The following is a 20,628-nucleotide window of genomic DNA, read 5'->3' as shown; positions in this document are numbered from 1 at the left end:
TCCAACTAATGGACTGTCCAGACTTTGGACTATGACGGGAGTTACATGGGACGCAGCGCACGACCGGCCGACCTCGGCATGCTGGCCGCCCGGCTGCTGTTCGGGCTGCAGGGCGAGTTGTTCCGGATCAGCGCGGAACACGGCTTCGGCGACCTGCGCCCGCAGCACGGCGCGGTGCTGGCCCACCTCGACGAGGACGGGCTGCGCCAGAACGACCTGACCCGGCTGGCCGGCCGCAACAAACAGACCATCGGGGCGATCCTCGACGAACTGCAGAAATTGGGGTACGTCGAGCGGGTCCCCGATCCGGCCGACCGCCGCGCCAAGCTGATCATGCCGACCGAGCGCGGTCTGGCCCTCATGCGCCTGTCCGACCAGATCGTGGCCGAAATCGAGAATCGATACTCGAAAATCGTCGGCCGCGACGACTACGACACGTTCCTGCGGACGTTGCGCGCGATCACCGGTTCAGAAGATCAGCCAGTACGGCGGCCTCGCTGATCGTGACGTCCTTGCTCGCGGTGTTCGGGCGACGGGGCCACGTTCTTGCACCATTCGTCGAGCGCGGCCCGCTCCTTGGTCATGCCCCGCGGCCACAACCGGTCGACCAGCACCCGCTGTGAACCGGGGTCGACCGGCACGTCGTACACCCGTCCGAAACTTACCCGCATAGTCCCTCCCCTACCCTCATCCTGGCCCCGACGGCGCGACGTGCCGCTCTAGGCGAGAATGTGCGTGCACGGATGTGCCCGAACTGAGGAAGGACTTGTCTTGGCCGGTGGACTCGTAGCCCTGCTGGATGACGTGGCGGTGCTGGCTCGCGCCGCCGCCGCGTCGGTCGACGACATCGGGGCGGCGGCCGCGAAAGCCGGGGCCAAGGCCGCCGGCGTGGTCATCGACGACGCCGCGGTCACCCCCCAGTACGTGCGCAACCTGGCGGCCGAGCGGGAACTCCCGATCATCAAGCGCATCGCGATCGGGTCGCTCCGCAACAAATTCCTGATCATCCTGCCTGCGATCCTGCTGCTCAGCCAGTTCGTGCCGTGGCTGCTCACCCCGATCCTGATGCTGGGCGGCGCCTACCTCTGCTACGAGGGCGCCGAGAAGGTCTGGGCCAAGATCGCCCACCACGACGCCCACGCCGCCGACGAGAAGGCCCCCGACGAGAAGACGCTGATCGGCGGGGCCGTCCGCACCGACCTGATCCTGTCGGCCGAGATCATGGTGATCACGCTCAACGAGGTCATCGACGAGCCGTTCTGGTCACGCCTGGCCATCCTGGCCGTGGTCGCCCTGGTCATGACGGTGGTCGTGTACGGCGCGGTCGGCCTGATCGTGAAGATGGACGACGCCGGGCTGCGCCTCTCGGAGCTCAGCGGGCCGATCGCCGGCTTCGGCCGCGGCCTGGTCAAGGCCATGCCCATCGTGCTGACCGGCCTCACCATCATCGGCACGGCGGCCATGCTCTGGGTCGGCGGCCACATCCTGCTGGTCGGCACCGATGAGCTGGGCTGGCATTTCCTGTACGAGCAGGTGCACCACCTCGAGGAGGCGGCGCACGACGCCACGGGGGCCCTCGGCGGCCTGATCGGCTGGCTGGTCAACACGGTGGCCAGCGCCATTCTGGGGTTGATCGTGGGTGCGCTGGTCGTGGTCGTGCTGACCTACACGATCCACCGCCGCAAGGGCGACCACGGCTCCGACAGCCACGAGGCGGCGCCTGGTTCCTCTGCCTCGGCCGGCGCCACTCCCGCTCCCACCGCCAGCACCGCTCCCACCGCCAGCACCGCTCCCACCGCCAGCGCCGCTTCCGCAGCCGGGACGCCGGGATCGGCCGATGCCGACGCGCCGCCGGCTGCTCGGGCCGCCACGGACGAGCCGGCAGGCGGAGCGGCGGGCACCGCCAAGCCCGGGCGCGAGACCAGCACCGACTCACACTGACGACTCCCGGGACCGCCGAGCCACCGTGCCCGGCGGTCCCACCCCGTCGGCGGTTCGTGCCCGGCCGAACCAGCCGGGCCCCACCGCGCGTACGGTCTCAGCGCGGTGTCGGTGTGTCGAGTTGGTCGATGACGGCGGGTAGGTCGGGGAACGTCTCGATCGTCGCGGCGACCAGGGTCGGGTCGAATTCCTCCAGGCGGCGGACGCCGCTCTGCAGGCAGGCGACGAAGCGGATGCCCGCGCCGCCGGCGGCCACCGCGTCGCCCGGCGAGTCACCGACGTAGACACAGTCGCCGGGCGCGAACCCGGTCTCGGCGAGCAGTTCGTCGAAGGCGCGCGGATCCGGCTTGCGGTAGCGGGAGTTGCCCTGGTGGTAGGCGCCGCTCACCCGCCCGGCGAGCACGTGGTCCGGGGCCAGCATGTGCGCGATCTCCGCTTCGGCCCGCGAGGTCAGCAGCAGCACCGTCCGCCCGGCCAGCACCACTTTGTCGAGCGCGGCGAGGTTCTCCGGTGGGATGACATCGAGTCGCCCGTCGGCCAGGTACTCCTGATGGACCGATGGGAACAACTCGGCGAACCGCTCCAGGTCGACACCTGGCGCCCGGGCCGGCATGGCGTCCAGCAACACCTCACCCCAGGTGGCCTTGTGCACCGCCCGCGACATCGGTGGCCGCCCCATCCGCGCCAGCACATCGTTCACGAGATCGAACGAGCCCGCCTCGGTCAGGCAGAGCGTGTCGTCCACATCGACGATCACCGCACGAATCACGGTTGCGCCCCGGCGCCGTCCAACCGCAACAGCGTCTCCTCGATCTCGGCCCGCCGCCCGTTCGCGTACCCGACGTCCGTACCGGTGATCACAAATCCCGCCCTTTGAAGAACGATAATCGATCCTCGATTATCGCTGGCCGCCCGAGCGAACAGCGGCCGGCCGGGAACCAGGTCCAGGAGCAGCCTCAACGCCCGCCCAGCGATGCCCTGTCCCCAGTACGAGCGGTCGATCCAATACGTGACCTCGGTTTCCCCCTCGATCACGAACGCGGCGATGCTGCCGACCAGCCGCCCGTCAAGAGTGACCACCCGATTGGTCACGTCGGCCCGCGCCCTGATCTTCGCCATGTGCGCATCGAACGCGGCCCGGTCACTGGGATCGTCAGCCGTGAAGGCCGCCATCCGCACCGACTCCGGATCCCGCATCAGCTCGAACAAGGCGTCCATGTCGCCGTCCTCGATCCGCCGTAGAGCCACCGAACCCATGACTTCCCCCAAGTCAGCCTCGGCTCAGCACCCGATCCGGCATCGGGCCCACTCAGCGATGCGCTGCACGATCCAGCCGTCCACCGGCCGAGCCAACTGCGCACGGTACCGCCACAACCCCGGCGGCGCGGGGTCCCGACGCAGCAGATGCGTGAGGTCGCCCGGCACTTCGCTGTCGAACGTGCCGGTCACCAGCCCTCCGATCCGCTCCACATCGTCCGGATCAACCTGGACATCCTTGGCCCCGGTGATCGCCGGCACGGGCCGATCGATGGCGGCCAGGTCGTCCCGCGGATCGTGAACCAGGTACTCCCGAAGCCACAGATCGGTGAGCCGCGACCGCGGCATCCGCTCGTGCCGCACCGCAGTCGACCGCCGAGCTGACATTCTCGATTGCGGGAATCAATGACGGCGGCAAGATCGTCGAAGCCGTACTGCACCCGATCCGCCTGCGAATCGTCCACGCGCTGATCGATCGCGAACTGACCGCACGCCGGCTGACCGCCGAGCTCAGCGACATCCCCCAAGCGTCGCTCTACCGCCACCTGGCCCGCTTGGTCGACGCCGGCGTAGTTCGCGTCACCCGCGAGGATCAGGTCCGCGGCGGAACCCAACGCACCTACACAACGGTCGATTCAGCCGTAACCGTCGGCCCCGACGCTTTTCCCGGCGCCTCCCTCGACGACCACCAGCGCTACTTCGCCGCCTTCGCCGGAGCCCTGGTAGGCGGCGCGGTTGTAGAGGCCGGGCGCCCGCCGTTCCCCCAGCACGCGCGCCCGAATCGCTCCCCAGAACGACCCGACCCCGACAGGCGGCGCGACTCACCGGGCGGAGCCGGGAAGACGGCGCTCGGGCGTTCAGCGGGAAGGGACGACGCGCCAGGCCAGAAGGCCGGCGATGGCCAGCATGACGGCGGCGATCACCGAGGTGCTTTGCATGGCGTGGCTGAAGGCCTCCTGGGCGGCGGCCACCTCGGTGCTGGCGGAGACGGCGGTAGCCAAGGAATCGGTAATCGATTGTCGAGCGGCCTCCGGCAGCGCGGACAGGTCGGGCAGGGCGGCGCGGTACAGCACTGTGTGCAGCGTGCCCAGCAGAGCGATGCCGAGGGCGACCCCCAACTCGTACGCCATTTCGGAGATCGCCGAGGCCGAGCCCGCCCGCTCCGGGGGTACGGAGGCCAGCACCGCGTCCGTGGCGGCGGTGAAGGCCAAACCGACCCCGAAACCGATGATCACCAGCCCGACGGCGAGCACCAGGTAGCCGTCGCGGCCCTCACCGACGGCCAGAATCGCCAGGCCGGCCGACGCGACCAGCAGCGACAGGCCCAGCGCCCGCCCGACGCCGAGCCGGGTCATCGCGCGCACGGCCACCACCACGACCGCGATCGAGGCCAATGTCAACGGCAGTTCGCGCAGGCCGGCCTGGAGCGGCGAGTATTCGCGGACGAGCTGCAGGTATTGCGAGAAGAAGAACAGCAGACCGCTGAACGCGAAGATGGCGATGACGCTGGCCAGGATCGTCCCGCTGAAGGCCGGGCGGGCGAACAGAGTGACGTCGACCAGCGGGGACTTCAAAGTGCGCTGGCGCCGCACGAACCACAGCACCGCGCCGATGCCCAGGGCCGCCACGAGTACGCCGACTCTATCGATTCCCGATTGGGCCGTGTGCTTGATGGCCCAGACGAACGGCACGACCGCGGCCACCGACAGCAGCGCGCTCAGCGGGTCGAAGCGGCCCGGCGCCGGATCGCGTGACTCGGGCACCAGGGCGGCCACCGTGACCAGCACCAACAGGATGATCGGAACGTTGATCAGGAACACCGAGCCCCACCAGAAATGCTCCAGCAGCGCGCCGCCGACCAGCGGGCCGAGCGCGGCCCCACCCGAGGCGCCGGCCGACCAGACCGCGATGGCCCGGGTGCGCAGCTTCGGCTCGGGGAACATATTGCGTACGAGGGAAAGGGTGGACGGCATCAGCGTCGCCCCCGCCACGCCGAGCAGGGCCCGCGCCGCGATGAGCCACCCGGGGCCGGGCGCGAAGGCGGCGAGCAGTGACGCCGCGCCGAAGCCGACGACACCGATCAGCAGCAGACGCTTGCGGCCGATCCGATCGGCCAGGGTGCCCATGCTGATCAGCAGGCCGGCCAGCGCGAACGAGTAGACGTCGCCGATCCAGAGCAGCTGGGTGCTGGTCGGGGCCAGATCGGCCATGAGGGCCGGAACCGCCAGAGCCAGCACCGTGCCGTCGACGGCCAGCAGCGTGACGGCCAGGGTGAGCGCGCCCAGGGCGGCCCACCGCCGAGCGCCCACTCGCGTATCGATCAGCGATTCCATGCGAGCCAGGTTACCGACCATCTGGTCGGCGCAACAGACCAAATGGTCGGCAACTACAGTGATGTGCCTGACCACCACCGAGAGGACAGCCATGCGCGATGCCGGCCGGACGCGACGCACGGTGCTCGACGCCGCCGCCCGCACGGTCGCGGTCAAGGGCACGGCGGTGAGCCTGGATGCTGTAGCAAAAGCGGCCGGAGTGTCGAAGAGCGGCTTGCTGCACCACTTCCCGTCCCGCGACGAGCTGTTCCTGGCCCTGGCCCAGGATCTGGCCGAGCAGTTCGTCGCCGCGGTGCAAGCAGCCGTCGACCCGCGCGACCACGCCGCCGGCCGCCTGGTGCGCGGCTACATCAACGCCACCTTCAACGAGATCGCCCACGGCGTCTCGGCCCCCGAACAGGTGATGCTGGCCGGCGCCCTGTCCTCCGTGCCCGGCGTCGACCGTGTCCTGCGCGAGCACACGGACCGCTGGGAGAAAGCGTTCGAGGCCGACGGCCTGCACCCCGACCGCGTCCTGCTCATAATCCGAGCCGCCGACGGCGCCACCGTAGCCGCGATCTACGAGGGCGGCGCCAACCCCGAAGAGCTGCAGCACACCCGAGAGCTGCTCCTACGCCTGAGCCATGGCGAGGGCGGCCTCTGAAGCCACAGCGCCAGCTCCTCCGACGCACCGCCGAACAGGCCGTTGAGCAGCCTTTCGTCTGCATCGGCGCGGCATGCCCCCGACCCACCACCCAGCCGACCACGGCCTGGCCGTGCTCAAGCACCGCCCCTAACCCGCATCACCCCGGCATCCCCCGCGCCCACCACAGCCCGGGGCGTGCTCGAGCGCCGCCCTCACCCGCATCGCCGCTACATCCCCGATCCACCGCCGAGCGCAGCGGCATACCCAGCGAACGCACAGCGACGGACAGGGTTTGATCCGGATGTCACCGGGAATAGGGGGCGCGTCCGGCGGCCCCCGAAGTTAACCGAGGTAGCGATGTCCCTGGAGTACCGCATCGAGCGTGACGGCGACCGCGTGACCGTGATCCCCGAGGGCGACATCAGCCTCGAGACGGTCGACGTGCTGCGGGAAGTCCTGCGCGGCATTGTGGACAGTCAGAACGCCGCGTTCATCGACATCGACATGCACGCCGTGACGTTCCTCGACTCCAGCGGCATCGGCGTGCTCATCGCGGCCCAGCGCCTCGCGGCCAGCCGTGGCAGCGCGCTGATGCTGCGCGAGCCGACGCCCATGGTGCGCATGGTGCTGGAAATCGCCCACCTCGACGGCTTGCTGGTCCAGGACACCGTCGCGTCACACCGGACAGGGGAAGCATCATGACCGACCAGAACCTCGACCGCGACCCCGACGAGGAAATCGGCGACGCCCCACCCGAGGCCGCCGAAACCGGATCCGGTGACGGCGACCACCTCGAAGAACACGACTTAGCCGACTCGTCCCAGGACACGGACGTCTAGCGAGCTGGCGACCGTCCGGCGGCGCTGCGGAGAAATCGTCCGGCTCACCAGTCGTGCACGGAGCCGTCGAGTCGGCGCGCGACGGGCAGGTACTTGGGGTCGTACGGGAAGCGGGCGGCGACCTCGTCGTCGTATTCGATGCCCAAACCGGGCTCCTCCGACGGGTACAGCATGCCGTTCTCGAGCCGGGGCGTGCCGCGGAAGACCTCGTACGTCTCGGGGTTGTGACCCATGTGCTCCTGAATGCCGAAGTTGGGCACCGAGATGTCGACGGCCACCGCGGCCGCGGTCGTGACCGGCGAGAGATCGGTGGCACCGTGCGAGCCTGTGCGCACGTGATACAGCGCGGCCAGGTCGAAGATGCGGCGCAGATGTGTAATACCGCCTGCGTGTACGACAGTCGTACGAACGAAATCGATCAGCTGCTCGGTGATCAGCGTCTGCACGTCCCAGATCGAGTTGAGCACCTCGCCCGTGGCGATCGGTGTGATCGTGTGCTGCCGGATCAGCCGGAACGCCTCCTGGTTCTCGGCCGGCGTCGGGTCCTCCATCCAGAACAGCCGCAGCTCCTCGACGCTCTTGCCGAACCGGGCGGCCTCGATCGGGGTCAGCCGGTGGTGCACGTCGTGCAGCAGGTGGATGCCGAAGCCGAACTCCTCACGCACCTTGGCCAGGTAGGCCGGCGCGAAGTCGAGGTAGGCCTCGGTGCTCCACGCCTGCTCATCGGGAAGATTCGTGGCCGCCGGCTCGTAGAAGGCGCCCTTGCGCACCCCGTAACTGCCGCTCAGCCCCGGCACCGCGGCCTGGGCCCGGATAGCTTGAAAACCCTTTTCCTGGTACGCCGCCACGTCATCGATCAGCGATTCGATGTCGCTGCCGCTGGCGTGGCAATAGACCAGCACGCCGTCCCGGGAGCGCCCGCCGAGCAGCTGATAGACCGGCAGCCCGGCCACCTTGCCCTTGATGTCCCACAGCGCGACGTCCACGGCCGCGATCGCCGTCATGGTGACCGGCCCGCGCCGCCAGTAGGCGCCCTTGTAGAGGTACTGCCAGGTGTCCTCGATGCGGGCCGGGTCGCGCCCGATCAGCAGCGGTGCCAGGTGCTCCTCGAGATAAGCGGCCACGGCCAGCTCACGCCCGTTGAGGGTCGCGTCGCCGAGCCCGGTCACCCCGTCCGAGGTGGTGATCCGCAGGGTCACGAAGTTACGCCCCGGCGACGTCACCAGAACCTCGACGCGGTCGATCGTGGCCATCGGATCACTCCCTCGTTACGACCGGACGCCTTGTGTGCGGTTACTTGTATACAAGAGTCTGTCGTATAGAAAATCAAGGCCCTATGCTTGCCCCCGTGGCAGGCAAGAATCGGCAGACCGTCTATGCGACGCTGCGGCGCAAGGTGCTCACCATGGAGCTGCCGCCCGGCGCGTCCCTCAGCGAGAACGAGCTGGCGGCGGCCCTGGGCGTGTCCCGGACTCCCGTACGGGAAAGCTTGATCCTGCTGGCCGAGGAGGGCCTGGTCCAGGTCTTCCCCAAGGTCGGCTCGTTCGTCTCAAGGGTCGACCCGGTCCGCGTGGCCGACGCCCAGTTCCTGCGTGAGGCGGTCGAGCTGACCGCGCTCGACGACCTGCCCGTGGTGCTCGACCCGGACCTGTTGGCCGAGCTCGGCGACAACCTGCGGCGTCAGGATCAGCCCGGCATCGACCTCGAGGACTTCTTCGCCCTGGACGAGGAGTTCCACCTCGGCCTGCTCAAACTGAGCGGCCACGGCGCGGCCTGGGCCACCGTCAGCAACGCCAAGGGCCACCTCGACCGCGCCCGCCGGCTGGGCCTGCACGACGCCACCCCGCCGGCGGTCAACGCCGGCCAGCACCGGGCCATTTTCGACGCCGTCCGCGCGGGCGACATCACCGAGGCCCGCTCAGCCATGCGCACCCACCTACGCGCGGTCTTCGACGACGTCGAACGCATCCGCGAGAGCAACCCCGAGCTCTTCGCCTCGAACGACGGCTCCACCCCGGTCCGCCGCAACGTGGTCGTCTGGGATTGACCCGCTCGTCTGGCCAAATCCGGTCCGCCGCAACGTCGTCGCCTGGGACTGACCGGCGCGCTAGGCCAGGAACCCGCCGTCTACAGGCAGGACCACGCCGCTGATGTGGCTGGCGCGGTCGCTCAGTAGGAACGATGCTGTGGCGCCGACCTCGGCGCCGGTGCCGGCCTTGCGGAGCGGGGTGGCGGCGATGCGGGCCTCCACGCCGCCGGGGATGGCCCGGCGGGTGGCGTCGAGCATCGGGCTCTCGGTCGGGCCGGGGGCTATCGCGTTCACGCGGATGCCGCGGGGGCCGAAGTCGTGGGCCGCGGTGCGGGTCAGGCCGATCACCGCGTGCTTGGTGGCCTGGTAGGCGCCCATTCCGGAGCTTCCCCGGAGGCCGCCGATGCTGCTGGTGTTCACGATCGAGCCGCCGCGCATGACGCGGGCCTGTTCGCGCAGGCAGAGCCAGACGCCTTTGACGTTCACCGCGAAGATGCGGTCGAAGTCCTCCTCCGAGACCTCGTCGAGGGGGCCGCCCTGGGTGGTGGCCGCGTTGTTGACGGCGCCGTCGAGGCGGCCGAAACGGTCGACCGTGGCCGCCACGAATCGGGCCACGTCGGCCGCCTTCGTGACGTCGCCGGTGGTGTACGCGACCTCGTAGTCGGCCAGTTCCTCGGTCAGTTCGGCCAATGGCGGCTCGGATCGGGCCACCAGCATCAGGCGGGCACCGTCGGCGGCCAGTACGCGCGCGGTGTCGGCGCCGATGCCGGCGCTCGCGCCGACGATGAGAACGACCCTGCCCACCAGTGCTGTCATGCTTGAGCATTCTGTCATACAGTCATACAATCTCGCCATGTCGGATCAACAGCTGGCGACGGCGCAGCCGGAGGACTTCGGCCGGCTGTTGCGGGGCGCCATCGACCTTCATGTGCACGGCCGGCCCGACCTCTCCCCCGGGCTGCCCAACCGCGGCAGCGACCTGGAAGTGGCTCGGCTGGCGCACGCCTACGGCCTGGCGGGCTGGGTGCTCAAGTCGCATCTGTGGGCGACCACCGACCGGGCCCGGGCGCTCCGCGAAGCCCTGGCCGACGAGGGCTTCACGGTCCACGGCAGCGTCACGCTCAACCCGCCCGTGGGCGGCCTCGAACCGGCCGTCGTCGAGCTGGCAGCTGCGCACGGCGCCCGGGTCGTCTTCCTGCCGACTTGGGGCAACGCCACCGACGTGGGTCGCGGCGGCTACATCTCGACCCTGCTCGGGCGTATCGCACCCTCGTTCGGCGAGTACGCCGACCGCACCGCGATCAGCCTGTGCGAGGCCGACGGCCGGCTGACCGGACGGGCCCGGGCCGTCATCGACGCGTGCCGGGGGCTCGGGCTGGCGCTGGCCACCGGGCACGCCTCGGTCGAGGAGAGCCGGGCCGTCGCCGCCTACTGCGCCGGCATCGGGCAACGCCTGCTCGTCACCCACCCGCTGCACTACACGACCGACCCGTCGATGCTGCGGGAATTCACGGCCATGGGCGCCTACCTCGAGTTCTGCAACGCGCCCCTGGTCCACCCGGACGCCCACCTGACCGTCCGCGACGTGCACGAGGCGTTGACCGCGGTCGGCGCGGAGCACGCGGTCCTGACCACCGACGTCTTCTCACGGTGGGTGCCGCCCGAGCCGGAATGCCTGCGCATGTTCGTCGAGCAGCTCGCCTATCTCGGCTGGTCCGACGATCAGATCGCCACGATGGTGTCCACCAACCCGCGAACCTTCCTGGGAGAGCCCGCTTGAGAATCGACGACGTCGACCCCGCGACCATGACCGGCGAGCAGCGGGCTCTGTATGACATCTATACGTCGGGCAAGCGCGTCGCGCCGAACAGCCCGTTCACGCTCGTCGGCCCGGACGGCCGGCTGCTCGGCCCGCCCGCGATCTGGATCATCAATCCGGCCTTCGGGCGGCCGCTGCAGCAAATCGGCAGTGCTGTCCGCTACGGCTCGCAGATACCAACGAGGGCGCGCGAGATCGCGATCCTGCTCGTCGGGCATCACCACAAAAGTGCTTTCGAGCTGTACGCCCATGAGCGCGCGGGCGCCGCGGCCGGGCTCACCGACGACGACCTGGCCGCGCTGGCCGACGGCAAGGAACCTGTCGGACTGTCCGACATCGAGGCGGTCGTCTTCCGCACGACCGTCCGCATCCTCGAGGCCGGCACGGTGACCGACGTCGAGTTCCGCGAGGCCGCCGCTCTGCTCACCGAGGAAGGGCTGCTCGAACTGACGACGATCGTCGGCTACTACAACATGGTCGCTTGGCAGCTGGCCGTCTTCGACGTGCAGCCACCGGCATGAACTGGCAGATCCAGATCCTCGAGTACGGCTACGTCGACCGTTTCCCGGCCAGCAACCTGTTCGCGGCCCAGCCCAACGAGGGCCACCGCCGGATGCCGTACTGCTTCGGGCTTGTCCGATCGCCGGACAGGTGCATCCTGGTCGACACCGGGTTCGCCGACGAGGCCGTCTACGAGCGGCTGACCCACAAGTACGGCGAGACGCGCTGGGCCCACCCGGTCGACGTGCTCGCCCGGGTCGGCGTCGCCCCCGAACAGGTCGACACGATCCTGTTGACCCACAACCACTTCGACCACGCCGGCTGTGTCGCCGACTTCCCGGAGGCACATGTCTACATCCAGCGCCGCGAGATCGACTCCTATGTGGCCGCTGCGGCCCGGCCGCGGCGCTTCGAGTTCCTGACCCGCTCGGGCCAGGCCGGCCTGCCCGAGCACCTCGCCGGGCGTACGGCAACGCTGGTCGACGGTTTCGCCGAGATCGCGCCCGGCCTCGAATTGCGCCCGGCCCATGACACGCACACCGCGGGCTCGCAGATAGTCGCCGTCACCGACGACGCGGACGGCACCTGGGTCTTCGCCGGCGACAACGTCTACAGCTACGAGAATCTGGAGGGTCTGCGCGGCGACGGCGTCTACGCCCCGATCGCGATGACCACCGGCAGCGCGGCCACCTGGCTCACGTTCGCCGACGAGATGCTGGCGGGCGTCGGCCACGACACCCGCCGCATCCTGCCGTTCCACGAGGCCGCCGTCTGGGACCGCTTCCCGTCCATTACGTTCGACGACGGCCTGCACGTCGCGGACGTCAACCCATGCTGACGGCCCGGCGACGTACGCCGCTGGGGATCAGAAGTTGACCTTGACTCCGGCGGTCTTGCAGGCGGCGTTGATGTCCTTGCCCGACTGCTCGTAGCCCTCGTTGTCGGTCGCGGTCACCGGGTCGGCCGCGGCCGCCGCCTCGGTCGACTTGGCCGCGAAGTCCTTGATGGCCGCCCCGACCTCGCTGTCGCTGCTCCCCGCCACCTTGGTCAGGTCGTCACCGAGCCCGGCCAGGATCTTCTTCATCTCGGCGGTGGGCATCTCGCCCTGGCTCGCCTTCATGACCTCGACCAGGTCGGCCGTCATCTTCTTGGCGGCCGCCGCGGCCTCCGTGCACAGCTTCTTGTCGTCCGGGGCCGGGCCGTCAGCGGGCGCAGCCGCTTCGTCGGTCGCGGCCGGGGCAGCCGCCGTGGTCGGCGCCGGAGCGGGCGCGGCCGTGGTGTCGTCGCCGCCACAGGCGGTCAGGGCCATCAGAGAAACGCCGATCAGCACGGCGGGGAGAACTCGCATTCGGATCACGGGCCGAGACAGTAATCAAAGCAAGACGACAAGATCAACCCCGTTCGGGCGGGGCGGACAGGGGCCGCGGCGGCCCGTACACTCTCGACCTCGTGAGACCTCCAACCCGTACGAGCCCCGTCGCCGCCCTCGCTGCCGCCGCCCTCTTTCTGGGCGCCTGCCAGGGCGATGACGCGGAGCAGCCGCCCGCCCAGCCCTCCGCTTCCCCCGCCGCGGCCGGCGCACCCGAGGCGGCCCGGGTCGGGGCGGCCGACAGCGCCTGCACGCTGCCGGTCACGTTCGGCACTGCCGAGGACTGGACGGCCAAGGCCGTGAAGATGGACGAGGACGACGAGCTGTTCGCCGCTCTGGCCCAGCGGGGCCCGATGACGATGGCCTGCGAGGTCGACGCCAAACCGGCCGGGCTGATCGGCTTCCTGCGGGTGTGGACCGGCAAGACCGCGGATCCCCGCGCCGGCCTGACCGCGTTCATCGGTGACCGAGCTCTCAAGCCGGTCTTCACCGAGGTCCAGATCGGCGGGCAGCCCGGGCTCGAGGTCGTCTACGAGCAGAAGAGCCAGCTCGACGACGAGTTGGAGCCCGAGCGGGCCTTCCTCGTGCCGACCGGGAAGGGCCTGGTCACCGTCTCGCTCGACAGCTTCGACAGCGGCGAGTACGAGGACATGCTCCCCGCCTACGAGCTGGCGAAGAGCAGCCTCAAAATCAACGGCTGACCGAATTTCCCGTACGCAGCCCGAAGCGCGCGAGGACGCGGGTCGCCACGGCGTAGGCGAGATGACCGGCCGGCCACTGCGTAACGTTGTGGCCGGACGGGTCGTGGTAGTAGTTGTGGCACCCCGAGTTCATGGCCGACGCGCTGCTCGCCAGCCGCCGGTCGACCCAGTCGATGAAGCGCCGCGTGGCGTCGGGTGACGTGTCGACGCTCGCGTGGCGGGCCCGTTCCATCCGGCGCACCGCCCCGACCATGACCTCGGCCTGGCGCTCGAGCTGCGCGATCACCGACACACCGCCGTTGGTGTTGGGCCCGTACAGAATGAAGAAGTTCGGGAAGCCGGGCACCGTGATTCCGAGGAACGCGCTGGCCCGCTCGCGCCACACGTCGTGGATGCTGCGCCCGTCGCGGCCCTTGACGTCCAGCCCGGCCAGGAACTTCGTGGGCTGGAAACCGGTGCTCAGGATCAGCACGTCGATGTCGCGCGTGGTGCCGGTCGAGTCGACCACCCCGGTCGGCGTCACCTTTGTCACCGCGTGCGGCACCAGTTCGACGTTGTCGCGGTTGAGCGCGGGATAGAACGTCGACGACAGCACCGGGCGCTTGCAACCCCACGGGTAGCCGGGTGTGACGGCGGCCCGCGTCTGCGGATCGCTGATGCTGCCGGCGATGAACCGCTCGCACACCGCGCGCATCCGGCGCTGGCGGCGGGACTTCACGTCGTACCCCTTGAACCGCTTGTTGCCTTGATGAAAGATCCGAGCCCGGTGTACGCGTTGCAACAGCGGAACGTTGCGGAACATCCACCGCTCGCGGGCCGTGTACTCGCGCTCGTTCTTCGGTTCGACCCAGCCCGGTTCGCGCTGGAAGACGTGGACCTGCCCGGCGACGGGCGCGATGGACGGGATGATCTGCACGGCGGTCGAGCCGGTGCCGACCACGGCGACGGACTTGCCGGTGAGGTCGTGCTCCTCCCAGCGCGAGGTGTGGAAGCACGGGCCGGCGAACGTGTCGAGGCCGGGCCACTCCGGGTAACGTGGCACGCTGAGCAGGCCCAGGGCCGAGATGACGACGTCGAACTCGTGGGTGTCACCGTCCGAGGTCGACAGCGTGTAGGTCGAAGTCGACTCTTCCCAGGCCAGATCGGTGACCCGCGTGTTGAGCCGCAGGTGCGGGGTCAGGCCGAACCGCTCGACCACGTGCTCGGCGTACGCCAGCAGCTCGGGCTGGGTCGCATGCGTGCGCTTCCAGTCGTACTTGAGGAACGAGAACGAGTACGCGTGCGAGTGCACGTCGACCTCGCAGCCCGGGTACCGGTTGTCGTACCAGGTGCCGCCGACGCCGGCCGACTGCTCGAAGATGACGAACTCGGCCCGGGTGCTCTTCTTCAGTTTCACCGCGGCCGCTATGCCGCCCAGGCCGGCGCCGATAATCGCTACCCGCATGCTCAGCTCGCCTGCGCGGAGGGCGCCGGGTAGTCGGCGGCGTTGAACACCCAGCCCTCCATGGCCGAGAAGTCGGCGCGGGGCGGGCTGAACACGTCGATCAGGTGGTTCGTGCCGGCGCTGACCGCCTCGCTGGTGTGCAGCGAGGGCGGCGGGATGACGGTGACCGACGGCGCGACGACCCGCTGGTGCTCGTCCTCGCGCCAGTTGGCCTTGTTGGTCGTCCACGGCCAGCGGATGTGGTGGATGTATTCGCCCTCGAGCACGATCGAGCACTGTTCGAAGTCGTCGTGCTTGTGCGGCGACATCTTCGACGGGTCGCGCGGGCCCTGCTTGGGGTCGATGAAGTTCACCATGAACGTCGTGCAGCGGTAGAGCCGGAACGGCGGGTTCTTCAACGGTTCGACGTTCAGGTCGTAGGTGCGGATGCGGTAGCCGCCGACCGGTTCGGGCCAGGGCTGGAAATCCGTGATGTTCTCATGCCTTTCCGCGTACGAGGCGGAGTTGGCGGCCAGGTCGGCGATGTCGGACGACCGCGTGGTCAGCAGGCGCAGCACCCGGCCCTGCCCGGTCACCGTGACCGTACTATCGCCGGGCGGTACGACAATCATCGTCTTGCCCGAGGCCGTGACCTCGCCGACGGTGGCGCTGAGCGTGTCGTCGGCCAGCAGCACCACGTACTCGTCGGGCTGGTCGGTGCGGCTGAACGTGGCCGTGCCGTCGAGCTCGGAGTAGCCGACCACGAAGTTCTGGCCGCGGGCGTACCAGGTCGAGACGCCGTCGCCCTTCTCGACCGGGGCGAGATCGCGGAACTGGACGTGCTCGGAACCGGAGAACCGTTCGGGGACCGGCGCCGTGGCCGCGCCGGACGGCAGGGTGGAACGTAGATCGCCTTTGTCGAACGCCATGCGGGGGTTCTCCTCACTCAAGCGCGGAACTCGGCCACCGCGGACGTCGCGGCGGACCGGAGCAAGCTGGTGTCGTTGCTGACCATCACGTACGAGTAGCCGCGATCGGCGGCCTGGCGGGCCTGGGCCGCGGTCTGGACGGCGGTGCCGGCCGGGATGCTGCGCGCTCGGGCCGCGGACAGCAGGCGGTCGACCAGTTTCTGGATCTCGGGATCGGAGCCGGGCCGGCCGGTGGACAACCCGAGGTCGCCCATCCCCAGGAAGACGCCGTTGAGGCCGGGCACGTCGAGCACCTGCTCGACCTGCTCGAGCACCCCGCGATCCTCCAGTTGCACGGCCCGCATCACCTCTTCGTCGCCGAAGCGCAGGTATTCCTGGCGGGACAGGCCGCCCCAGCGACCGGCGCGGGAGGTCGTGCCCAGCCCACGGTCGCCGCCGGGTGAGAAGAGCATCTGCCGGGCGGCGGCCGACGCCTCCTCGACGGTGGTCACCCGGGGCACGAGGATGCCGTCGACGCCGGAGTCGAGCAGGCGCTGCAGGTGGCTGCCGCTGCGATCGGGGACCCGCACGAGCACCGACATCCCCGCGCCCTGGGCGACCACGGTCGCCTGGTAGGCGAATTCGAGGGTGAGCGGGGCGTGTTCCTGGTCGATGACGAGGTAGTCGAAGCCGGCGTCGGCCAGGATCTCGACCGGCTCCAGGGCCGGGATCTTGAGCCAGGTGCCGACCAGGCAACGATCGGCCTCGGCCAGTCTGCGAGCGAATCCCAAGCGCGCCATGACGCTCCTCACGAGGGGTTTTGGGTTTCGGGATCGTATCATCGTCATACGATTTGAAACAACGATGAGGCGGGCTGGACCACCTCGATAAGATGTCGGACAAACACACAAAGGAGGACCGGTGGCAGAGGCCAACGTGTTGCGCGTCGAGCGGGCTCCGGCCCTCATCCGCTCCCAGGTGACCGACAACCTGCGGCAGGCGATCCTGGACCGCAAGCTGGTTCCCGGTCAACGCCTGATCGAGCGGGAGCTGGTCGAGATGACCGGGGTGTCCCGCACCAGCGTGCGCGAGGCGCTGCGCGAGCTTACGGCCGAGGGCCTGGTGACGGCCATCCCCAACAAGGGCACGGTCGTCACCAGCGTCAGCGCCGAAGAGGCCCGCCAGCTCTATCAAGTGCGCTCGGCCCTGGAGGCACTCGCCGGCCGCCTCTTCGTGCTGAACGCGAGCGATGCCGACCGCAAGGCGTTGCAGCGCGCCTTCGAGAAGGTCGACCGCACGGCCGCCAAGGGCCAGCCCATCCTGGCCGCCAAGGACGCGTTCTACGACGTGCTCTTCCAGGGCGGTGGCAACGACGCCCTCAAGTCGGTCGTCAGCAGCCTGCACGCCCGGGTCAGCGTGCTGCGCTCGCTGTCGATGTCGGTGCCGGGCCGCCTGGCCCACAGCGTCGAGGAGCTCAACGACATCGTCCGCGCCGTCAACGCGAGCGACGCCGAGGCGACCGCGGCCGCCTGCGCCCGGCACGTCGAGCAGGCTTGCGAGGCCGGACTTCAGGCGCTGGCCCAGCAGGAATAGCGCTCGGCATCACCGTTCGGGGCTTGATCACACTTCTCAAGATTGTATGACCGTCGTACGCTGTCCCTGCCCCATCGGCAGGAGACAGGAGCGGTCCATGAGTGTTGACGACAGCCGGCTCGAGCGCGGCAACCGGGTCCGGCGTGAAGTTCTGGGGGACGCCCACGTCGACCGGTCCATGCTGAAGGCCACCGAGTTCACCCGCGTCATCCAGGAGTACGTCACGGCCAGCTGCTGGGGTGACGTCTGGTCGCGGCCGGGCCTCGACCGCCGCACCCGCAGCCTGCTCAACCTGGCCATGCTCACCGCGCTGAACCGGCCGCACGAGTTCTCGGTGCACGTGCGGGGCGCGCTGAACAACGGCTGCACCGAGGCCGACATCCAAGAGGTGCTGCTGCAGACCGCCGCCTATTGCGGCGCTCCCGCCGCCCTGGAGGCGTTCCGCCTGGCCGAGCGGGCCATCACCGAGTGGCGCGAGGAGAACCAGCCGGCCGGAATCGTCGCCGGATGACCCCGGACCCGGCGCGGAAAGAAGCGCCCGAGGGCCGGCCCAGCACGACCAGCAGCCAGGCGCCGCCCAGCGAGGCCCGTCCCACGACAACCCCGGACCAGGCGACGCCCCACGAGGCCCGTCCCACGACAACCCCGGACCAGGCGACGCCCCACGAAGCCCGTCCCACGACTGCCCAAGGCCAGGCGACGCCCCACGAGGCCCGTGGCACGACTGCCCAAGGCAAGGCGACGCGTCACGAGGGTTTATCCAGGACAACCGGAAGTCGGACGCCACGCCACAACGACCCACCGGGGCCAACCGGGAGCCGGGCGACGCGGAGTTCGACGACCAGGACGGGCGCTCGGGTCATCGCCGACATGCTCGACGGCTATGGCGTGACGCATCTGTTCCACGTGCCGGCCATTCTGCGCCGTACGATGGCCGAGCTCGAGATGCACCACCCGCACATCGAGCGGGTCGTCACCCATGGCGAGAAGTCGGCGGCCTACATGGCCGACGGGTACGCCCGGGTCTCCGGCCGGCCCGGGATCGCGGCGGCTCAGGTGGTCGGCGCGCTCAACCTGGCCGCCGGACTGCGTGAGCCCTTCCTGGCCGGTTCGCCGGTGATCGCGCTGACCGGCGGACGGTCCCCGGCCACCAAGTTCCGGCGGGTCTATCAGGAGATCGACGATCTGCCCGCCTTCGACCCGGTCACCAAGCTCAATGCGACCGTCGACGACGCCGGTCGGCTGCCCGACATGCTGCGGCAGGCGTTCCGGGTCGCCACCACGGGCGCGCCCGGCCCGGTGCACTTACAGATCCAGGGCAACGAGGGCCAGCTCGACCTGGCTGAGACCACTGCCGAGCCGTTGGTCGAGCCGGCATTCGGCCAGGTTCCGCCGATCCGCCCACTGCCCGACGATCAGACCGTCCGACAAATCCTGCGCCTGCTGGCCGCGGCGGAACGGCCGGTCATCGTGGCCGGCGGCGGGGTGCGGGCATCCGGCGCGGGCGCCGAGCTGGTCGCACTGGCCGAGGCCCTGCGCATCCCGGTCGCGACGTCGGCCAACGGCAAGGACGCCATTCCCGGTACGCACCCGCTGTCGTTGGGCGTCATGGGCAGCTACTCCCGCGAGTGCGCGAACCAGGCGGTCGCGCGGGCCGACCTGGTGTGCTTCATCGGCACCGGCACGGGCGGCATGACGACCCACTTCTGGGCCGTGCCCCCGGAAGGCACCCCAGCCATCCAGATCGACATCGAACCGTCCCGGCTGGGCCTCAACTACCCGTTGCGGGCCTTCCTCGCCGCCGACGCCAAGTTGGCGCTGACCCGCATGCTCACCCTGACCCACTCACGCGAAGAACAGGACCGCGCACGCGAGGAACAGCGGCACGCGCGATACGAGCAGCCACACGCGCGAGACGTGCAGTCCCGAACGCAAGACGCGCAATCCCGCGCGCAAGACGCGCAATCCCGCGCGCAAGACGCGCAATCCCGCGCGCAAGACGCGCAATCCCGAACGCTGAACGTGCAGTCACACGGGCGAGACGTGCAGTCGCAAGCGCAGGATGCGCAGCTGACGCGGGACACGCGATCGCCGACGTTTGACGAACGGGCGCGTGCGGAAGCGGGCGCGGCCCGCCCGGAACGGCGGGAAGCGTGGCTGGCCGAGGTCGAGCGCCTGCGCGTCGATTGGCGGGCCCGCTATCGCGATGTGCTGACCAGCGACGCCGTCCCGATCCGGCCCGAACGTATAGCTGGTGAACTGACTGTCGGACTGCCCGACAATGCGGTGCTGGTGGCCGACACCGGCCACGCCGGGATGTGGATGGCCCAGTTCCACGACATCACCGCGCCGGGCCAGGGCTACCTACGCAGCGCCGGCCACCTCGGATGGGCCTTCTCCGCCGGCATAGGCGCCCAGCTCGCCGCCCCCGAGCGCCCGGTAGTGGTGTTCACCGGCGATGCGGGCATGTACTACCACCTGGGCGAGATCGAGACCGCCGTCCGCCGCCGGGCCGACCTCATCACGGTCGTCAACAACAACAGCGGCGGCAACCAGAGCAAACGCGGCTTCGACCGCTCCTACGGCGGCCAGGGCACGGAGAAGTCCCGCGAGATGTGGGTCTATCGGGACGTCGACTTCGCCCGCATCGCCGAGGAGATGGGCGCGCTGGGCATCCGCGTCGACAAGCCCCGCGACCTGGCCCCCGCCCTCGACCGCGCCCTGTCAGCCAACCGCCCGGTCGTCATCGACGTACACACCGACATAGAAGTAGTGGCCCCACGCCCTGTCAGCTCGTAAGAAGCCGCCCCGACCGCGCGGCCACGTACAAACGCCACCCTCACGCGACCAGCGTGGCCGCGCACCACGATGCAACCCCTGATCCCCGATGCTCCACGGCAACGCGCCCCTCAGGGCAAGTGAGACCCCAACCAACTACGCCCCGAAGCAACTGCGCCCCTCCCGGCAGCGCCCAAGCGAGTGCGCCCCCAAGGCGACCACGCCCCTCCCACCAGCGCCCAAGCAAGTGCGCCCCCAAGGCGACCACGCCCCTCCCACCAGCGCCCAAGCAAGTGCGCCCTCGGGGTGGCGCGCCGCGAAGGCAGCCATGTTCCTTCAAACAGGTTGCACCCACAGGAGCCGCCGGACACCTGTGTGATCGCCACGCGGACCAGGGCCAGTCACACGGCGGTGGGGGGGGGGGGGGGGGGGGGGGGCGCGGGGGGGGGGGGGGGGGGGGGGGGCGGGGGGGCGGGGGGGGGGCGGGGCGGGGGGGGGGGGGGGGGGGGCGG

The 20,628-nt window shown here is 69.9% G+C and carries 25 protein-coding genes and 1 pseudogene; 14 read left to right on the top strand and 12 right to left on the bottom strand.

Annotated elements, in window-relative coordinates:
- Positions 1-45: 45 nt before the first annotated feature.
- Positions 46-501, top strand: a complete 456-nt coding sequence (locus M1L60_RS39765; protein ID WP_253242760.1) for a MarR family winged helix-turn-helix transcriptional regulator — start codon at positions 46-48, stop codon at positions 499-501.
- On the opposite strand, the gene M1L60_RS39760 is transcribed toward M1L60_RS39765, so the two are convergent.
- Positions 477-671 carry a DUF488 domain-containing protein gene (locus tag M1L60_RS39760; RefSeq protein ID WP_253242759.1) on the bottom strand — a complete coding sequence of 65 codons (195 nt, stop codon included), beginning with the start codon at positions 669-671 and terminating at the stop codon, positions 477-479. The two genes, M1L60_RS39765 and M1L60_RS39760, sit on opposite strands and share 25 nt — an antisense overlap.
- Before the next feature lie 100 nt (positions 672-771).
- Here M1L60_RS39760 and M1L60_RS39755 point away from each other — a divergent pair, with 100 nt between their 5' ends.
- The gene (locus M1L60_RS39755) at positions 772-1,941 is read left to right on the top strand and encodes a DUF808 domain-containing protein (protein ID WP_253242758.1); all 1,170 of its coding nucleotides are present in this window, start codon (positions 772-774) and stop codon (positions 1,939-1,941) included.
- Positions 1,942-2,038: 97 nt separating this feature from the next.
- Here M1L60_RS39755 and M1L60_RS39750 read toward each other — a convergent pair whose 3' ends face one another.
- Genes M1L60_RS39750 through M1L60_RS39740 form a run of 3 tightly spaced genes read right to left on the bottom strand, consistent with a single transcriptional unit; the run spans position 2,039 to position 3,561 of the window.
- On the bottom strand, positions 2,039-2,710 hold the full coding sequence (locus tag M1L60_RS39750) for an HAD family hydrolase (RefSeq protein WP_253242757.1): 672 nt from the start codon (positions 2,708-2,710) through the stop codon (positions 2,039-2,041).
- Positions 2,707-3,198, bottom strand: a complete 492-nt coding sequence (locus M1L60_RS39745; RefSeq protein WP_256518206.1) for a GNAT family N-acetyltransferase — start codon at positions 3,196-3,198, stop codon at positions 2,707-2,709. The genes M1L60_RS39750 and M1L60_RS39745 overlap by 4 nt, the downstream gene beginning before the upstream one ends.
- A 24-nt stretch (positions 3,199-3,222) precedes the next feature.
- Positions 3,223-3,561, bottom strand: coding sequence for a hypothetical protein (locus tag M1L60_RS39740; RefSeq protein ID WP_253242756.1), 339 nt, complete (start codon positions 3,559-3,561; stop codon positions 3,223-3,225).
- Between the two features lie 17 nt (positions 3,562-3,578).
- On the opposite strand from M1L60_RS39740, the pseudogene M1L60_RS48410 reads away from it, so the two are divergent.
- Positions 3,579-3,767: pseudogene (locus M1L60_RS48410) on the top strand (helix-turn-helix domain-containing protein); the annotation flags it as partial.
- A gap of 66 nt (positions 3,768-3,833) precedes the next feature.
- On the opposite strand, the gene M1L60_RS47385 reads toward M1L60_RS48410, so the two are convergent.
- Together M1L60_RS47385 and M1L60_RS39735 are read right to left on the bottom strand one after the other, a co-directional pair.
- A complete protein-coding gene (locus tag M1L60_RS47385; RefSeq protein ID WP_256518204.1) occupies positions 3,834-3,968 on the bottom strand; it encodes a hypothetical protein in 135 nt (44 codons plus the stop codon).
- Between the two features lie 87 nt (positions 3,969-4,055).
- Complete coding sequence (locus M1L60_RS39735; RefSeq protein ID WP_253242755.1) at positions 4,056-5,531, bottom strand: MFS transporter; 1,476 nt, start codon at positions 5,529-5,531, stop codon at positions 4,056-4,058.
- Between the two features lie 91 nt (positions 5,532-5,622).
- Here M1L60_RS39735 and M1L60_RS39730 point away from each other — a divergent pair, with 91 nt between their 5' ends.
- The 3 genes from M1L60_RS39730 (at position 5,623) to M1L60_RS39720 (ending at position 6,995) form a co-directional block, all read left to right on the top strand.
- Entirely contained in the window at positions 5,623-6,174 is a 552-nt protein-coding gene (locus M1L60_RS39730) for a TetR/AcrR family transcriptional regulator (protein ID WP_253242754.1), read from the top strand.
- Positions 6,175-6,513: 339 nt separating this feature from the next.
- Positions 6,514-6,858, top strand: a complete 345-nt coding sequence (locus M1L60_RS39725) for an STAS domain-containing protein (RefSeq protein ID WP_253242753.1) — start codon at positions 6,514-6,516, stop codon at positions 6,856-6,858.
- A complete protein-coding gene (locus tag M1L60_RS39720; protein WP_253242752.1) occupies positions 6,855-6,995 on the top strand; it encodes a hypothetical protein in 141 nt (46 codons plus the stop codon). The genes M1L60_RS39725 and M1L60_RS39720 overlap by 4 nt, the downstream gene beginning before the upstream one ends.
- A gap of 44 nt (positions 6,996-7,039) precedes the next feature.
- Here the strand turns inward: M1L60_RS39720 and manD are convergent, their stop codons facing one another.
- Entirely contained in the window at positions 7,040-8,248 is a 1,209-nt protein-coding gene (gene manD / locus M1L60_RS39715) for a D-mannonate dehydratase ManD (RefSeq protein WP_253242751.1), read from the bottom strand.
- Between the two features lie 95 nt (positions 8,249-8,343).
- Here manD and M1L60_RS39710 point away from each other — a divergent pair, with 95 nt between their 5' ends.
- Positions 8,344-9,042, top strand: a complete 699-nt coding sequence (locus M1L60_RS39710; RefSeq protein WP_253242750.1) for a GntR family transcriptional regulator — start codon at positions 8,344-8,346, stop codon at positions 9,040-9,042.
- A gap of 60 nt (positions 9,043-9,102) precedes the next feature.
- Here M1L60_RS39710 and M1L60_RS39705 read toward each other — a convergent pair whose 3' ends face one another.
- Complete coding sequence (locus M1L60_RS39705; RefSeq protein ID WP_253242749.1) at positions 9,103-9,840, bottom strand: SDR family NAD(P)-dependent oxidoreductase; 738 nt, start codon at positions 9,838-9,840, stop codon at positions 9,103-9,105.
- A gap of 37 nt (positions 9,841-9,877) precedes the next feature.
- On the opposite strand from M1L60_RS39705, the gene M1L60_RS39700 reads away from it, so the two are divergent.
- Genes M1L60_RS39700 through M1L60_RS39690 form a run of 3 tightly spaced genes read left to right on the top strand, consistent with a single transcriptional unit; the run spans position 9,878 to position 12,182 of the window.
- On the top strand, positions 9,878-10,804 hold the full coding sequence (locus M1L60_RS39700; protein WP_253242748.1) for a DUF6282 family protein: 927 nt from the start codon (positions 9,878-9,880) through the stop codon (positions 10,802-10,804).
- The gene (locus tag M1L60_RS39695; protein WP_253242747.1) at positions 10,801-11,364 is read left to right on the top strand and encodes a carboxymuconolactone decarboxylase family protein; all 564 of its coding nucleotides are present in this window, start codon (positions 10,801-10,803) and stop codon (positions 11,362-11,364) included. The genes M1L60_RS39700 and M1L60_RS39695 overlap by 4 nt, the downstream gene beginning before the upstream one ends.
- Entirely contained in the window at positions 11,361-12,182 is an 822-nt protein-coding gene (locus M1L60_RS39690; protein WP_253242746.1) for an N-acyl homoserine lactonase family protein, read from the top strand. Before M1L60_RS39695 ends, M1L60_RS39690 begins: the two co-directional genes overlap by 4 nt.
- A 27-nt stretch (positions 12,183-12,209) precedes the next feature.
- On the opposite strand, the gene M1L60_RS39685 is transcribed toward M1L60_RS39690, so the two are convergent.
- On the bottom strand, positions 12,210-12,701 hold the full coding sequence (locus tag M1L60_RS39685) for a hypothetical protein (protein WP_253242745.1): 492 nt from the start codon (positions 12,699-12,701) through the stop codon (positions 12,210-12,212).
- 92 nt (positions 12,702-12,793) lie between these two features.
- Here M1L60_RS39685 and M1L60_RS39680 point away from each other — a divergent pair, with 92 nt between their 5' ends.
- Positions 12,794-13,414, top strand: coding sequence for a lipoprotein (locus M1L60_RS39680; RefSeq protein ID WP_253242744.1), 621 nt, complete (start codon positions 12,794-12,796; stop codon positions 13,412-13,414).
- Here M1L60_RS39680 and M1L60_RS39675 read toward each other — a convergent pair.
- Genes M1L60_RS39675 through M1L60_RS39665 form a run of 3 tightly spaced genes read right to left on the bottom strand, consistent with a single transcriptional unit; the run spans position 13,404 to position 16,545 of the window.
- Complete coding sequence (locus M1L60_RS39675; protein ID WP_253242743.1) at positions 13,404-14,858, bottom strand: flavin-containing monooxygenase; 1,455 nt, start codon at positions 14,856-14,858, stop codon at positions 13,404-13,406. The genes M1L60_RS39680 and M1L60_RS39675 overlap by 11 nt on opposite strands.
- Before the next feature lie 2 nt (positions 14,859-14,860).
- Positions 14,861-15,766: a cupin domain-containing protein gene (locus M1L60_RS39670; protein ID WP_253242742.1), complete on the bottom strand. Its 906-nt coding sequence runs from the start codon at positions 15,764-15,766 to the stop codon at positions 14,861-14,863.
- Positions 15,767-15,783: 17 nt separating this feature from the next.
- Positions 15,784-16,545, bottom strand: a complete 762-nt coding sequence (locus M1L60_RS39665) for an HpcH/HpaI aldolase family protein (protein ID WP_253242741.1) — start codon at positions 16,543-16,545, stop codon at positions 15,784-15,786.
- Positions 16,546-16,666: 121 nt separating this feature from the next.
- Between M1L60_RS39665 and M1L60_RS39660 the strand changes: the two genes are divergently transcribed.
- The 3 genes from M1L60_RS39660 to M1L60_RS39650 all read left to right on the top strand — a co-directional run bounded on the left by M1L60_RS39660 (position 16,667) and on the right by M1L60_RS39650 (position 20,137).
- Entirely contained in the window at positions 16,667-17,338 is a 672-nt protein-coding gene (locus tag M1L60_RS39660; RefSeq protein WP_253242740.1) for a GntR family transcriptional regulator, read from the top strand.
- Between the two features lie 97 nt (positions 17,339-17,435).
- Positions 17,436-17,849 carry a carboxymuconolactone decarboxylase family protein gene (locus M1L60_RS39655; protein ID WP_253242739.1) on the top strand — a complete coding sequence of 138 codons (414 nt, stop codon included), beginning with the start codon at positions 17,436-17,438 and terminating at the stop codon, positions 17,847-17,849.
- Positions 17,846-20,137 (top strand): thiamine pyrophosphate-dependent enzyme, encoded by a 2,292-nt coding sequence (locus M1L60_RS39650; protein ID WP_256518197.1) that lies wholly within the window; start codon positions 17,846-17,848, stop codon positions 20,135-20,137. Before M1L60_RS39655 ends, M1L60_RS39650 begins: the two co-directional genes overlap by 4 nt.
- Positions 20,138-20,628: the final 491 nt, after the last annotated feature.

It is taken from the genome of Paractinoplanes aksuensis (genome assembly GCF_024137025.1).
GTDB classification, from domain to species: Bacteria; Actinomycetota; Actinomycetes; order Mycobacteriales; family Micromonosporaceae; genus Actinoplanes; species Actinoplanes aksuensis.
Note: the sequence above shows the minus strand (reverse complement) of the source record. Positions and strands in the feature narration are given on the sequence as shown.